This window comes from Mucilaginibacter sp. RCC_168, assembly GCF_041355315.1.
In the GTDB taxonomy this organism is placed as follows: Bacteria; Bacteroidota; Bacteroidia; order Sphingobacteriales; family Sphingobacteriaceae; genus Mucilaginibacter.
The window spans coordinates 71,961-87,853 of record NZ_JBFUPN010000026.1 but is presented as its reverse complement, the minus strand read 5'-3'; the positions used below and the strand labels follow the sequence as shown (position 1 = coordinate 87,853).

8 protein-coding genes are annotated in these 15,893 nt (G+C 43.2%); 1 reads left to right on the top strand and 7 read right to left on the bottom strand.

Annotation, left to right across the window (positions count from 1 at the left end):
• Positions 1-16: 16 nt before the first annotated feature.
• The 4 genes from AB6735_RS23035 to AB6735_RS23020 all read right to left on the bottom strand — a co-directional run bounded on the left by AB6735_RS23035 (position 17) and on the right by AB6735_RS23020 (position 9,761).
• A complete protein-coding gene (locus AB6735_RS23035) occupies positions 17-2,389 on the bottom strand; it encodes an ABC transporter permease (protein WP_370998448.1) in 2,373 nt (790 codons plus the stop codon).
• A 75-nt stretch (positions 2,390-2,464) separates the two neighbouring features.
• Entirely contained in the window at positions 2,465-4,846 is a 2,382-nt protein-coding gene (locus AB6735_RS23030) for an ABC transporter permease (RefSeq protein ID WP_370998447.1), read from the bottom strand.
• A gap of 56 nt (positions 4,847-4,902) precedes the next feature.
• Positions 4,903-7,299 (bottom strand): ABC transporter permease, encoded by a 2,397-nt coding sequence (locus tag AB6735_RS23025; protein ID WP_370998446.1) that lies wholly within the window; start codon positions 7,297-7,299, stop codon positions 4,903-4,905.
• Positions 7,300-7,388: 89 nt separating this feature from the next.
• Entirely contained in the window at positions 7,389-9,761 is a 2,373-nt protein-coding gene (locus tag AB6735_RS23020) for an ABC transporter permease (RefSeq protein WP_370998445.1), read from the bottom strand.
• A gap of 295 nt (positions 9,762-10,056) precedes the next feature.
• Here AB6735_RS23020 and AB6735_RS23015 point away from each other — a divergent pair, with 295 nt between their 5' ends.
• Positions 10,057-12,561, top strand: coding sequence for a M1 family aminopeptidase (locus tag AB6735_RS23015; RefSeq protein ID WP_370998443.1), 2,505 nt, complete (start codon positions 10,057-10,059; stop codon positions 12,559-12,561).
• A gap of 229 nt (positions 12,562-12,790) precedes the next feature.
• Here AB6735_RS23015 and pyrH read toward each other — a convergent pair whose 3' ends face one another.
• The 3 genes from pyrH to tsf all read right to left on the bottom strand — a co-directional run bounded on the left by pyrH (position 12,791) and on the right by tsf (position 15,860).
• Complete coding sequence (gene pyrH, locus AB6735_RS23010) at positions 12,791-13,495, bottom strand: UMP kinase (protein ID WP_090469938.1); 705 nt, start codon at positions 13,493-13,495, stop codon at positions 12,791-12,793.
• A 229-nt stretch (positions 13,496-13,724) separates the two neighbouring features.
• A complete protein-coding gene (gene nagA / locus AB6735_RS23005; RefSeq protein ID WP_370998441.1) occupies positions 13,725-14,846 on the bottom strand; it encodes an N-acetylglucosamine-6-phosphate deacetylase in 1,122 nt (373 codons plus the stop codon).
• A 162-nt stretch (positions 14,847-15,008) separates the two neighbouring features.
• Positions 15,009-15,860 carry a translation elongation factor Ts gene (gene tsf / locus AB6735_RS23000; RefSeq protein WP_370998439.1) on the bottom strand — a complete coding sequence of 284 codons (852 nt, stop codon included), beginning with the start codon at positions 15,858-15,860 and terminating at the stop codon, positions 15,009-15,011.
• Positions 15,861-15,893: the final 33 nt, after the last annotated feature.

The following is a 15,893-nucleotide window of genomic DNA, read 5'->3' as shown; positions in this document are numbered from 1 at the left end:
TTTTTGCTTTTAGCTTTTACTCGCTTCTTAAACTCTTTATAGGATTAACAAGAGCAGCTTTAATGGCTTGGAAACTAACTGTTATCATGGCTACCATGATAATAATACCACCTGCCATACCAAACATCCACCACTGCATGGGTGTACGATAAGCAAACGCCTGTAGCCATTTGCTCATGCTATACCAGGATACCGGTAATGCAATTAACAAAGCAATAAGCACCAACACCAAAAATTCCATTGATAATAACGTAAGCAATGAACTTACGCTGGCACCCAGCACTTTGCGGATGCCGATCTCTTTTAAACGTTGTTCTGCCGTAAACATGGCCAACCCTAATAACCCCAAACATGATATAAATATGGCCAGAAAAGCAAACGCGTTTGAGAGTTTGGTTACGATCTGTTCATTCTGATATAATTTCTGATATTCCTGATCTGAAAAATTATAAGTAAACGGAAACGCAGGATTAATTTGCTTACACAAAGCTTCCAATCCTGCCAGCGCCTCGCGGGTTTTACCGGGCTGCGTTTTTACCAAAACGTTACCATACTTTTCGTCCTCACGAAGGCGGATCACCAATGGTTTGATCTGCTCATGCATGGAAGTAAAATGAAAATCTTTGATCACCCCAACAATAACCCCTTTTTTATCCCAAAAAGTGAGTGGTTTGCCTATAGGATCGGCATATTTTATTCTTTTTAAAGCGGACTCATTGATCAGGTATCCTATCGAGTCGGTTGCAAAGGCCTTTGAAAAATCGCGCCCGGATGCCATTTTTAATTTCATGGTTTTAGCAAAGTCATAGCCAACTGAAACCTGCGTAAACTGTATAATTACATTTGGGTCTTTACCGGGCCAGCTAACGTCGCCTGTCCAGTTTTGAATATTTGTTGGGGTATTACTGATGCGGGTAACCGATTGTATCCCGGGTAAGTTCAAAGCTTCGTCCTTAAAGGTAGTATATTTGTTTATAAGCTCACCACGCATGGGTATATATATGAGGTTCTCGCGGTCATATCCCAGGTTTTTCGATTGGATATAGGCCATTTGCCTGGAAACAATAATAGTAGCGGTTATCAGGATTACCGATAGCGCGAACTGAAATATAACCAGGCCTTTGCGAAACAGCATGGCACCTGAATCTAATTTCATAGTCCCTTTTAAAACCTTCACCGGGTTAAACGACGATAGGAATAAAGCAGGATAGCTACCTGATATTAAACCCGTAATTAAAGTGATCCCGGCCAGCTTTAGCCAAAACAAGGGCTGCTGAAACGGCAGTGCTATTTCTTTATGTGTAATTTGATTAAACACTGGTAATGAAAGCGTTAGCAGCACTAATGCAACCACTACGGCCAGCGAAGTAATCATTAACGATTCGCCGATGAATTGCTTGATCAAAACCGGGCGAACGGCACCCACTACTTTCCGCACGCCAATTTCGCGGGCGCGCTTTACTGACCGTGCCGTGGTGAGGTTCATGAAATTGATACAGGCTATCAATAAAATAAAAATAGCGACTATAGTAAACAAACGCACATATTCTATACGGCCACCCTGCGGTTTCCCGCTTTCAAAATTGCCGTGCAGATAGCCATCGCCAAAGCGTTGCAGGCCTAATTCTTCGGTAAAAGTGCCTTTCTTTTGGCTTTTGTTTAAGTTATCTAAAAAGTGCGCTACCTTTTTTTCAACCACATCAGGATTAGCGTCGGCACGCAGCATAATAACTGTGGCCGGCCCGTTATTACCCCAGCTTTTGGCCCATTGGTTCTCTTCTATATAATTATACCAGTTCAGGAGATAATCATATTTCTGGGAGGCGGTATTGGGCAGATCTTCATATACACCCGTAACAGTAAAGTTTTTCCGGTTATCGTAACGGATAGTTTTACCTATAGCGGCTTCCGGGCTGCCAAAAAACGCCCTGGCCATTTTGCGGGATATAGCCAGACTTACCGGCGAACTTAAAGCTGTTTGCGCATTCCCCTGCAAAAGAGGGATACTGAACATTTTAAAGCAATCGGTGCCGGCATCGGTGCCATTCATCTTTAATACTTTATCACCCACCTGAAAGGTATTTTCTTCTCCGTAACTGATCCCGGTGCTAGCTTCAATCTCCGGAATCTGTTTTTTTAATTCTTCTGGCAGCAATCCCGGCGTGCTGTACTGGCCCTCTACCTTATTATCAACATATTGCGTTTCATATACCGAATACAAGCGCTTGCCATTAACATGATACTGATCGATACTCAATTCGTTTTGCACCCACAATAAAATGAGCAGGCTGCAAGCCAACCCTACCGACAAACCCGCGATATTAATAAAACTATGCGCCTTATTCTTAATCAGGTTTCGCCATGCAATTTTTAAATAATTCTTTAACATGATCTCTTAAATTCTAAATACTAAAACCTAAAATGGGCTACGTCTTTTTCTCAAAACTCACCACTCACTACTTCCCTACTCGCTCCTCAAACTTTTTACCGGGTTAGTCAGTGCTGCCCTGATACTCTGATAACTTATAGTTAACAGGGTTATCATAATAGCCCCTGCACCAGTTGCTGCGAATACCCACCAGGAAAGTTCGGCCCGGTAAGTATAATGCTGCAGCCAGTTATGCATAAAATAGTAAGCAACAGGTGTGGCTATAAACAATGCAATAAGCACCAATAATACAAAGTCCTTAGACATTAAGCGCCAAAGACCAAACACACTTGCACCCAAAACTTTGCGTACTCCAATTTCCTTTACCCGCTGCTCAGCTACAAAAGATGCCATACCAAACAGTCCCAAACAGCTGATAAAAATAGCCAGCATGGCAAACGAGCTTGCCAGCTTGCCTATGCGTTCTTCAGTAGCAAATTTTCGGGCGTAGGCATCATCAGCAAAGCGATACGTGAACGGCACCGAAGGTGAATAAGTTTTACAAACCGCTTCGATCTTGCCAAGTGCCTCATGTGTGCTTATTTTCGGATTTATTTTGATCAGAATATCATCCATGGCACCTCTGCCTATTCGGAAGATAGTTTGCTTAACCGGCTCATAAGGCGATTCCATTACCATATCTTTCACTACGCCAATTACGGTCATATCCCATTTCCCTATCCGCACTATTTCGCCAACAGGGTTTTTCAGCCCCATATATTTTACGGCAGCTTCATTCAACACAATCGCTGTAGAATCGGCAACAGATTGGCTGGAAAAATCACGGCCATCTGTAAATTGCCAGCCCACCGTTTTACCGTAGTTTGTGGTAACGTTGATATTGCCGAAGAAAGAGGTCATGGATGGATCTTTTCCTTTCCAGCTAACATCGCCCCGGTGATTGTTTACCCCGGTAGTTGAACTGGATGATTCCGCTATTTCGGCTATCGCCCCTGATTGAAGCAAGTCGGCACGTAAAGCGTCAAAATGTTTATGCAGGTCATCGTTAGTTACCTGGATATCTACCAAACCATCCCGGCTGTATCCCACCGGTCTGTTCTTGGCAAATTGTACCTGTTTAAAAACAATAATAGTCCCAATGATGAGGATAACAGACACCGTAAACTGCGTCACCACCAAAATTTTACGCGGAAGCGCTGCGAAGCGGCCCGCCTTAAAAGTACCTTTCAATACTTTAACCGGGTTAAATGACGAAAGGTACAAAGCCGGGTAAAGCCCGGAAATTGTACCCGTAAACAGTGTAAACCCGATACCAGCCGCCCAGAAAAGCGGAGCGCTCCATAAAATAGTCATCTGTTTATTGGCAACATCGTTAAACCACGGCATAGCCAGCCAAACTAACACCAGCGATAAGGTGAAAGCCAAAGAAGCTATCAGGAACGACTCACAGAAGAATTGTTTGATCAATTGCCCACGCAATGAACCTACCGCTTTGCGTATACCCACCTCTTTGGCCCTCTTTTCGCTGCGGGCTGTGCTCAGGTTCATAAAATTGATACAGGCCAGTAATAACACAAATATGCCTATGATACCGAAAAGCCATACATATTGGATAGCGCCGCCCGTGTTAACGCCATTTTTAAATTCGGCATATAAATGCCATTTGCTCATCGGTTGAAGAAATAGTTGAGGATTGAATTTTTTATCTTCCCGTTCCAGTTTATCGAGCTTAACATTTTTTATCTTTTCGGAAACTTTGGCCATATCCGCATGATCGGCTATCTGCACGTACATAAACAGGGAGTTATCGCCCCAATCAGTCGGTGATCTTTCATTGCCCGGAGCATGAATGTAATATTCCCAGGGACCAATAAATGCAACATCATGCAAGGTGGTATTGCCAGGCAGATCTTCATAAACCCCCGAAACTTTAAAACCGTCCTTATTATCCATCCTGATGATCTTATTCATGGGATCGGCATTCCCAAACAATGCTTTAGCCACCGACTGCGAGATGAGTATAGAAGAACGGTCTTTCAGTCCACCACGTGAACCTTGCACCATCCTAAGCGAAAATATCTCCGGCGCTTCGGCACCCATAAAATTCCCTTTAAAAGAAAGCTTTTTATCGGCAACATTTAAAATATGGCTGTTTGTCCATGACAATAAGGCTATATGCTTAAAATCGCTTCCATAACTTTTGCGCAGTTCGGCATCTAAAGGCAAAGGAATGGGCTCGCCTGTGTTGATAGTACCATTAAAAACTTCGTTTTGCATCACTATGGCTACACGGTCATAGTTCTGATGGTATTTATCGAACGATAACTCATCCCAAATCCATAACCCAATGAGCATAGCTACAGCCATGCCTACGGCAAGTCCACCAACATTAATAAAGGACGAAGCCTTATTCTTGATCAGGTTTCTCCAGGCGATCTTTAAATAGTTTTTGATCATGTTGTACGTTTTATGTTGTACGTAATACGTTTCTTTTGCCTTAGGCTTTCAGCCTATTATTCGCTTCTCAAACTCTTTACCGGATTTGCCAGCGCCGCCTTAATAGCCTGGAAACTTACCGTAACCAGGGTTATGACTATAGCGCCCGCTGCCGATATCCCGAATATCCACCATGGAATTGCTGACCGGTAGGTATAACCTTGCAGCCAGCCATGCATAAAATAATAGGCTACAGGTGATGCGATAACGAAGGATATTATAACCAGTATTACAAAATCTGTTGATAGCAGGCGCCACAGGTTAAATACCGATGCCCCTAAAACTTTGCGAACACCTATTTCTTTAACCCTTTGCTCGGCCATAAAGGTGGCCATACCAAATAAGCCCAAACAGCTAATGAATATAGCCAGGAAGGCGAAAAAGCTGGATAACTTACCTATCCGCGTCTCTTCGCCGAACTTTTTGGCGTATTCCTCATCGGCAAACTTATAATCAAACGGCGCTGCCGGTGAGTATTTCTGGAAGATGGCCCCAATCTTTTCCAGCGCTTCATGCGGACTTGATTTCGGATTGATCTTTACCGTTATCACCCCGTCCGGATCCTTATCCAGGTAAAAAAATGTTTGCTTAACCGGCTCATAGGGCGAACTCATGAGCATATCTTTAATAACACCTATCACCCTGAATGGCTTGTCGCCCCATTTCACAATTTCGCCAACCGGGTTTTTTAAATTCATGAATTTCGCGGCGGCTTCGTTGATAACAATGCCCGATGAATCCGTCAAAAATGCTTTTGAGAAATCGCGGCCGTCTTTAAACTGCCAGCCAACTGTTTTTCCAAAATCATCGGTTACGCCCACGGTCGCGAAATCATCCTGCATACCGGGAGCTTTTCCTTTCCAGTCGAACCCGCTGTTATTGCTCCATACCCCGGTTACAGGGCTTCCCGATTCGCTTGCCTGCAGCGCGGCACCCGATCGTATTAACTCATCTTTCAATGCGGCATAATGGCTATGTATATCGTTTGTTTTTTCTACCACGTATATCAGGCCGTCCCTGCTATAACCTATTGGCCTGTTTTTGGCAAACTGTATCTGCCTGAAAACGATAATGGTGCCGATGATGAGCGTTACAGAAACCGTAAATTGCAGTACTACCAATACTTTACGGGGTATAGCTGCCAACCGGCCAACTTTAAACGTACCTTTTAATACTTTAATAGGCTTAAATGAGGATAAATAAAGAGCCGGATAACTTCCCGCGATAATACCCGATATCAGACTGAATAGAAGACCAAGCGTCCAAAACCATGGATTGCTCCATAATATACCCATTTTTTTATCTGCCACACCATTAAACCAGGGTAGCGCCAGCATAACCAGTATAATAGAAAGCACAAAGGCAAAAGCCACGATCAGCATCGACTCCATAAAAAACTGCCAGATGAGCTGTACACGCTGCGAGCCTATAGCCTTACGGATACCTACTTCCTTTGCCCGCTTTTCGGACCGGGCCGTGCTCAGGTTCATGAAGTTAATACAGGCCAGCAACAATACAAACACGCCGATAATGCCAAACATCCACACAAACTGGATGCTACCGCCGGTGTTGATGCCATTTTTAAACTCCGAGTATAAATGCCATTTGTACATGGGGTGCAGGAAAACGGCGGGCTTAAAATCAGCCCCAATTTTATCGCCCTGGGCGGCTATATTGATCAGCTTAATGTCTTTGATCTTAGCCGATACCTTTTGCCAGTCGGCATTGGGAGCTAATTGCGCGAATATCTGCCATGAATTATTGCCCCAGCGGGTCGCGGCATTTTTAAGCCAGGGCATGCTGGTCATGTACAAATCCCAGGGTGCAAAAAAGGTAATATCCTTAAACTGGGTATTATTGGGCATATCTTCATAAACGCCGGTTACTTTAACCACCCATTGGTTGTCAATTTTCAGCGTTTTATCCATCGGATCAGCATCTCCAAAAAGTGTTTTCGCTAATGATGCATTAATGACGATAGATGAAGGGTCTTTTAATCCGCCGCGCGTACCTTTGATCATTTTAAGGGTAAGCATATCAGGCATTTCGGGCTGCACGTAATTGCCCAGTTGGGTAAACTTCTTATCGCCATAAGTGATAATGTGCTCCTGTGTCCAGGTAGAAAGCACTACATGTTTAAAGTCACTTTTGTATGATTCGCGCAACTTTGTACCCAATGGAATGGGCATAGCCGTCTGGCTGCCAACTTCGCCGTTAAAGGTCTGATGCTGCCAAACCTGTACAAGCCTGTCGTAGTTGGCAAAGTACTTATTATAGGAAAGCTCATCCCAGATCCATAAACTAATGAGCATCACCACTGCCATGCCAACCGACAGGCCAGCCACATTAATAAAGCTGTGGACCTTATTTTTGATGAAGTTACGCCAGGCAATTTTTAAATAGTTCTTGATCATGATTTTTTAAAATTCTAAAATCTAAACACTTAAACTCTAAAAACTAATTTCTAAATCCGAAATCGAGCATCTCAATTCCGAAATCAAGCTCATTCGCTCCTTAAACTCTTCACCGGGTTTATCAGCGCCGTTTTCGCTGCCTGGAAACTTACCGTTGCCAGGGCTATCAATATGATCATCCCTCCCGAAAGGGCGATCATCCATAATTCAATACTGGTATGATAGGCAAAACCCTGCAGCCACTTGTTCATGGCGTACCAGGCTATAGGCGAAGCAATAACCAGGGCAATAAATACCAGTACCAAAAATTCAGATGATAACAGGTTGAAAAGCGACCCAACACTGGCGCCTAATACCTTGCGGATGCCGATCTCTTTTACCCGTTGCTCGGCAGTAAACATAGCTAAACCTAAAAGCCCCAGGCACGAAATAAAAATAGCCAGGAAAGCAAACGCGTTAGCCAGCTTTCCTACTATCTGTTCGCTGCGGTACAGCTTCTGATATTCCTCATCAGAGAAATAATAATTAAACGGGAACGCAGGGTTGATCTGTTTGCACAGCGTTTCCAGGCTGGCCAGGGCCTGTTTGGTTTTACCCGGCTCTGTACGGATAAGTAAATTACCATAGGTACCGTTTTTACCCAGCCAAATGATCAAAGGGTTGATCTGCTCGTGCATGGAATCGAAATGAAAATCCTTAACCACGCCAATGATAGTACCTTTATTATCCCATAAGGTTAATGATTTACCTATAGGATTAGTGTAGCCTATTCTTTTTAAAGCCGTTTCATTGATTATGTAGCCGGCGGTATCTGTAGGAAAATCTTTGGAGAAATCGCGCCCGGCTGCCATCTTTAATTTTAGTGTGCTTATATAATCATAACCAACAGCGCTTTGGTTAAACCTGATCCGGAGATCGGGGTCTTTCCCGGCCCAGTCAACACCAACTGTTCCACTGGTTATTTGTGTAGGTCTCGCGCCCGAAACACTGACCGCCTGGATCCCCGGCATTTTTAAAGCTTCCTGTTTAAACAGATCATATTGTGATGAAAGCTCGCCATCTACCGGTATAAAAATGAGATTCTCCCGGTCATAACCTAAATTGCGCGATTGAATAAAGTTCATTTGCCGGGCCACCACAATAGTAGCCGTTACCAGTACTACAGAAAGCACAAACTGAAAAACCACCAATCCTTTTCGGAACAAGGTGGTACCAGCTTCCAGTTTAAGAGTACCCTTTAAAACCGTAACCGGATTAAATGACGACAGGAACAGGGCAGGATAGCTACCGGAAACAAGACCGGTAATAAGCGTAAGCGAGATAAGTTTTAGCCAAAACCCGGTTTGATCAAATGGCAGTGCAATTTGTTTTTGGGTTACCTGGTTAAACAAAGGCAGCAGTAAAACCAATAGTATTAAGGAAATGGCTACCGCAAGCGTAGTAACAAATAACGATTCGCCGATGAATTGTTTGATCAGTACCGACCGTACCGCACCAACAACTTTCCGTACGCCAATCTCGCGGGCTCTTTTTACCGACCGTGCCGTGGTGAGGTTCATAAAATTGATACAAGCTATCAATAAAATAAAAACAGCCACAATACTAAACAGATTTACATATTCAATACGCCCGGCACTCAGTTTACCGTCTTCAAAAGTACCGTGAAGATACTCCTGATCATGGCGTTGTATAGCTAACTCAACTGTAAAAGTCCCTTTCTTTTGGCTCTTGTTATAGTTGTCCAGAAAGTGGGTTATTTTTTTCTCAAACAAAGCAGGGTCAGCATCAGCGCGAAGCATAATGCTGGTGTAAGGCCCGTTATTGTTCCAGTCTTTTGAACTCGGGTTTTCCTCAAGGAAGGCATACCAGTTCATTACATATTCAAATTTATTAGAGGCGTTGGCAGGTACATCATCAAATACCGCCGTTATTTTTAAATCTTTTTTATTTTCATAGCGTATGGTTTTACCTATGGCGGCTTCAGGGCTTCCAAAAAAGTCGCGGGCCATTTTACGCGATATGGCTAAACTAAGCGGTGAATTTAAAGCGGCTTTAACCGTACCCTGTAAAAGCGGATAGCTGAACATTTTGAAAAAATCGTCGCCGGCGGCCGCGCCATCCAGTTTTAATATTTTATCCCCAGCCTTAAAGGTACCTTGCTCGTAATAAGTGGCATTAACAGCATATTCAACCTGCGGGAGCACCTTTTTCATCTCATCGGCCAAAACACCAGGGGTGCGGAATTGCCCTGAAATTTTATGATCAAAATACCGGCGCTCGTATACATTATACAAGCGGGATTTATTTTTATGAAAAGCATCAACACTTAACTCATTCTGCACCCAAAGCATAATAAGCAGGCTACAAGCCAAACCAATGGAAAGACCGGCGATGTTTATAAATGTATGTGCCTTGTTTCTGAGCAGATTACGCCAGGCAATTTTTAAATAATTCTTGATCATATTAAAAGCTTGTATTGTTGCGTCTTCCACTTAGGCTAAAATATTGTGCCATTTATTTAACCTTTTATAAATCAATTAGTTAAATAACAAAAACAACTCATACTGTTCGAATCCGTACAGGTGGTGTTCGCTTTTATGCGGATGTATACCGAAATAAATTTTATCCGTAGTAACATATAGTACACATAAAGCGTCATAGCTACTTAACGTAATCCGTTTAAACCGGGAATGTGCCAAATTCACAATTACGCCCCTTGTTTTATATTTTTTAAAGGCAAAATACTAATATTGCTCTATGACTGATCTCAAACCATTTTCAACACTGCTGTTAGCCTGTGCGTTAACGGCAACTCTCATCCCATCGTACGCCCAACAGGCGCCGAAACCGGACGATCCGGAAATGAAAATTTATCGTGCAGTACCAACCAAGGTTAACGACCTGGTACATACCAAACTCGATGTACGTTTTGATTATAAGAAACGTTACCTGTACGGCAAAGAGTGGGTTACTTTAAAACCCCATTTTTACCCGACCGACAGCTTAAGGCTTGATGCCAAAGGCATGGATCTTAAAAACATATCAATAGTAAAAAATGGTAAAAATATCCCATTGAAATTTACTTACCAGGATAGCCTTTCGGTAGCCATAAAACTGGATAAGGTTTATCATAACAACGAAAACTATACCATTTACATTGATTACACGGCTAAGCCTAACGAGCTAAAATCAAAAGGCAGCGCCGCTATCAATGATGCCAAGGGTTTATATTTCATCAACCCAGACGGTACCGAAAAGGATAAACCCACACAGATTTGGACACAAGGCGAAACCGAAAGCTCATCGGCCTGGTTCCCGACCATTGATAAGCCAAGTCAAAAAACTACCGAAGAGATCACCATGACCGTGCCCTCCAGGTACGTTACCCTATCAAACGGAAAACTGGTATCACAAAAAACCAATGCCGATGGTACCCGTACCGATTACTGGAAAATGGATCTCCCACACTCGCCATACCTGTTCATGATGGCCGTTGGCGACTTCAAGATCTATAAAGACAAATGGCGCGATAAAGAGGTAAACTATTACCTGGAGCCCAAATATGCTCCTTACGCCAAAGAAATATTCGGATTTACGCCCGAGGTGATCGAGTTTTACTCCAAAACCTTAGGTGTTGATTATCCATGGAACAAATACGCCCAGATAGTGGTACGTGATTATGTAAGCGGCGCTATGGAAAATACTACGGCTACTTTACATGGCGAATACGTACAGGGCACACACCGCGAATTGCTTGATGCATACTACAACGATGGCCGCAGTACCATTGTGCATGAGCTTTTTCACCAGTGGTTTGGCGATTATGTAACCGCCGAAAGCTGGAGCAACCTAACCGTGAATGAATCATTTGCCAACTTTAGCGAAACCCTTTGGGCCGAACATAAGTATGGCAAAGATGCCGGCGACGAGCATAACCATAATGACATGTTAACCTATTTCAGGTCGCCTGAGGGCAAAAACAAGGATCTTGTACGTTTTCATTATGACGACAAGGAAGATGTTTTTGATGCAGTTACCTATCAAAAAGGTGGTCGTATTTTAAATATGCTGCGTAACTATTTGGGCGATGCCGCCTTTTTCAAAGGGCTGGGTATTTACCTCAAAACAAATGCCTTCAAAAATGGCGAAGCCCAGCAATTACGCCTGGCATTGGAAGAAGCCAGTGGTTTAGATCTGAACTGGTATTTTAACCAATGGTATTATGGTGCCGGTCATCCAATTTTAACCATCAGCTATAAATGGGACGATGCTACCAAAACCCAAACCGTTTACCTGCAGCAAAACCAGGATGGCCAAACCTTTAAATTGCCTATGGCTATTGATATTTATGCTGGGGGTAAAAAAGAACGACATAAAGTGTGGATGAATGATAAGGCGGATACGTTAACCTTCCACCTGGCTACCAAACCCGACCTGGTGAATGTGGATGGCGATAAAATTTTGCTGGCTAAAAAAACCGACAATAAAAGTATAGAGGAGTTCTCCTACCAGTACTTTAACGCACCTTTGTATATGGACAGGTTTGAGGCCATTGAAGCTGCTGCCACCAATCAAAAGGAAAAAGCTAATCAAAAAATTATCATAGCCGCTTTAAAAGACAAATACTATGGCTTGCGTATCAAAGCTATCAGGGCATTGAACCTCACCAATGACGATATCCGAACCGCGGCACAACCTGTATTGGCTTCATTGGCACAAACCGATGATAATAACCTGGCCAAAGCAGCAGCTATCTCCGCTTTAGGTAAGTTAAATGCTTCTGGTAATATAACCTTGTTCAAACAGGCCCTTAACAGCGAGTCATACGCGGTGCAGGGAGCCGCATTAACGGCGCTTAGCCAGGTGGATGCACCCGAAGCCTTAAAACAAGCCAAAGCATTCGAGAAAGATAATAAAGGCGCTTTAACAACCGCTATATTTAGCCTGTACGCCACAAAAGGAGGAACAGCCGAATGGCCTTATGTATTTGATACCTTTAAAAATGGTACTATTAACAATAAGTTCGCCAGCGTAAGAGTATTTGCCGATATGATTGGCAGGGTTGAAAAGCCGGAATATGCTCAACAGGGTATTGCTGAACTTAAAGAGTTTGGTATTAAATATAAAATGTACGGTGCCGACAAATTTATAGCGACCACAATGCAAACTATCAAAACACAACGTACACAGTTAAATGATACCGCATCGGCCACTGCCGCAGATAATGTAGCTAAGGAACTTGGTGGTGCTGATGTTAAATAATCTCACTGCTATTTAAACAAAAAGGCCGCCATTTTATGGCGGCCTTTTTGTTGTTTCATCCCCCACGTCATTGCGAGGCACAGAGGAAAAGCCTCACCCAACCCTCTCCAAAGGAGAGGGCTTTAAAATACTTTTTTGAAGTCTCCCCCTTTGGGGGAGATTTAGAGGGGGCTTCTGCTTCGTACCTCGCAATGACGCGCAGAAAGGAATGCTCTTGTTGGAATTATATTTAATGTACTAATGTACCCACGGCTTCGCCCTGGGCTATTTTCATGAAATTACCTGATTGGTTCATATCAAACACAATAATTGGTAGTTTATTTTCGCGGCAAAGAGTGATGGCGGTCATGTCCATTACGTTGAGGCCTTTATCATAAACTTCCTGGAATGAGATCTCGTCGTAACGTGTAGCTGATGGATCTTTCTCCGGGTCGGCAGTGTATATACCATCAACCCGTGTACCTTTCAGTACCACATCGGCTTTAATTTCAATAGCACGTAGTGAAGCTGCTGTATCGGTAGTAAAATAAGGATTACCTGTACCGGCGCCAAATATCACAATTTTGCCCACCTCTAAATGGTGCATGGCACGACGGCGAATATAAGGCTCACAGATCTGTTCCATCTTTATGGCCGATTGCAGGCGTGTTTCCACCCCAATGCTTTCCAGCGCGTTTTGCAGCGCCATGCAGTTAATTACTGTGGCCAGCATACCCATGTAATCAGCCTGGGCACGTTCCATACCCGATTTCTCGGCACTTAATCCTCTGAAAATATTACCGCCACCAACAACAATCGCAATTTCAATACCTGCATCATATACGTTTTTAATGTCATGGGCATATTGCAATACCTGGTTGTTATCAATACCGTATTGCCTTGCGCCCATCAGCGATTCGCCCGAAAGTTTGAGTAAGATTCTTTTATACTTCATCTGGTGTGGTTTGTTATGAATAGAAATAGATGTAATAGGAATAGACAGAACCTGCTTGCGTTTATATCATGAATTGATAAAGCTCTGTTCATATAATGGGTAGTTCGGCAAAAATAAAGAATAAAAGCCAGTGTTAAAATTTTATGTTGTCTTTGTTAAAAAAATAGACACGAATTAGCTCCAATTTTTTCGAATTTCACAAATAACAAGGCAATTCGTGTAATTCGCCTCAATTAGTGTACTTAGTGCTTACTCCCTTCAGTATAGTGTCTTTCACCTCAAACTCCGCATCAAAAACAACCAAATCGGCATCAAAGTTTTTCTCAATTTTACCTTTTTTGGTTTGCTTGGCTAATTGCGCCGGATATAAAGATGCCATGTTTACCGCCTCGGCCAGGTCAATACCTACCTTTTTTACACAATTTTCAACCGCCTTTAACATAGTTAAGGTAGAGCCAGACAGCGTACCATCGGGCATAGTGTAACGGTCGCCCCTTAATTCATGCTGATAAGCGCCTTCTTTGGTGGAGGTAACCGCATCCGTTATTAAAAAAAGCTTATCACCCAGTTCGCGTTTAGCCAAGCGGATCATCGCAAAATCAACATGGATGCCATCAGCCACCACGCTGGTATATGGCCGCTCTTCAAAAATAGCAGGGATATAACCCGGCTCACGATGGTGCATCTGCGGCATGGCGTTAAACAGGTGAGTTACCGCCTGTACCGGTTTATTTAAAAATGATTTCCCTTCGGCATAAGTAGCATTGCTGTGGCCTGATGAAATAATGATACCCTGGTTAAACAGGTAATCGATCACTTCCTGATCCTGCAGCTCGGGCGCTATGGTGATCATTTTTATCACGCCATCGGCACGTTCCAACCAGCCCTTCACTTCGGCCAGGGTAGCTTTCTTGATAAATTTTTCCGGGTGTGCCCCCTTTTTTGCCGGATTCAGGTAAGGCCCTTCTAAATGGAGACCCCAAAAAGCGCCTTTACTTTGCGCACGGTATATTTTAGCGGCCTCAATTCCGGTCTCTACTATATCATTGGTATTGGTACCAATGGTAGCAAACACGCCGGTGGTTCCCTGTTTCAGCAGGTCGTTTTCCAACTGCGCCAACGCCTCAACCGTGGGTTTACCTGCAAACAGCTGTCCGCCGCTGCCGTATATCTGCAAATCGATAAATCCGGGAGCAAGGTAGTTACCCTGCAGATCCTTCTTTACAGCATCCTGCGGAATGGCAGTATCTGCAATAACATCAATGATCTGGCCATCTGAAATTAAAACGGCTTTACCTTCGGTGATCTGGCCACCAGAAATCAGTTTTAGATTGTGAAGCGCTGTTATCATATAACTGTTCTATTTTACCAAACCGTCATTGCGAGGTACGAAGCAATCTCTAAACTATACAGAGCGGCTCTGCAAATCGGGGATTGCTTCGTACCTCGCAATGACGCGTGGATTTTTATGACAAAAAAAATCCCCCTCGTTAAAACGAGGGGGATAAAATATTTAAGCTCCTAAAGCTACTCGCTTAAAGGCGGTTACTGTTAACCCCTTTTCAACAGAGCTCAGGAACTGAGCAACGCTTTTGGATGAATCTTTTACAAACTCCTGGTTTAACAGGGTTGAGTCTTTGTAGAATTTGTTCAGCTTACCTAAAGAGATTTTTTCAACCATTTCTTCTGGTTTGCCTTCTGCACGGATCTGATCTTTAGCGATCTCTAATTCGCGCTCAACAGTAGTAGCATCAACACCGTCTTTATCAACCGCGATTGGGTTCATAGCGGCAATTTGCATTGCTACGTCTTTACCAGCTTCGTCGGCACCTTCAGGGTTGGCATTTAAAGCAACCAGTACACCTAAACGGAAGTTACCATGTACATAAGCGATAATTTTTTCGCCTGTGATCACTTCTAATTTAGATACACCAATCTTTTCGCCTATTTTACCTGTTTTGTCGATAACCGCTTCACCAATAGTAGTGGTGGTAGCATCAACATCTATAGAAAGGGCATAAAGCTCTTCGATACTTTTGGGTTGGTTTTCAACTGCTTTGTTTGCAATTTCATTTGCAAAAGCAATAAATTCAGCATTTTTAGCCACGAAATCAGTTTCGCAGTTAAGCTCAACAATAACGCCGGTTTTACCATCAGCAGAAGTGCGTGAAATAACAACGCCTTCGTTTGATTCCCTGTCCTGACGGCTTGCTGCAACTTTAGCGCCTTTTTTTCTTAAAAAATCGATAGCTGCTTCAAAATCACCGTTAGTTTCGGTTAATGCTTTTTTGCAATCCATCATACCGGCACCAGTTTGCTGGCGCAGTTTGTTTACGTCGGCTGCAGATATTTGTACTGTAGACATCTTTATTAGTTTTAAGTAGTGAGTTTTAAGTTA

Excerpts from the sequence above, each read along its gene's own strand:
- AB6735_RS23035 (WP_370998448.1), bottom strand. The coding sequence starts at position 2,389 with ATGTTAAAGAATTATTTAAAAATTGCATGGCGAAACCTGATTAAGAAT.
- AB6735_RS23030 (WP_370998447.1), bottom strand. The coding sequence starts at position 4,846 with ATGATCAAAAACTATTTAAAGATCGCCTGGAGAAACCTGATCAAGAAT.
- AB6735_RS23025 (WP_370998446.1), bottom strand. The coding sequence starts at position 7,299 with ATGATCAAGAACTATTTAAAAATTGCCTGGCGTAACTTCATCAAAAAT.
- AB6735_RS23020 (WP_370998445.1), bottom strand. The coding sequence starts at position 9,761 with ATGATCAAGAATTATTTAAAAATTGCCTGGCGTAATCTGCTCAGAAAC.
- AB6735_RS23015 (WP_370998443.1), top strand. The coding sequence starts at position 10,057 with ATGACTGATCTCAAACCATTTTCAACACTGCTGTTAGCCTGTGCGTTA.
- pyrH (WP_090469938.1), bottom strand. The coding sequence starts at position 13,495 with ATGAAGTATAAAAGAATCTTACTCAAACTTTCGGGCGAATCGCTGATG.
- nagA (WP_370998441.1), bottom strand. The coding sequence starts at position 14,846 with ATGATAACAGCGCTTCACAATCTAAAACTGATTTCTGGTGGCCAGATC.
- tsf (WP_370998439.1), bottom strand. The coding sequence starts at position 15,860 with ATGTCTACAGTACAAATATCTGCAGCCGACGTAAACAAACTGCGCCAG.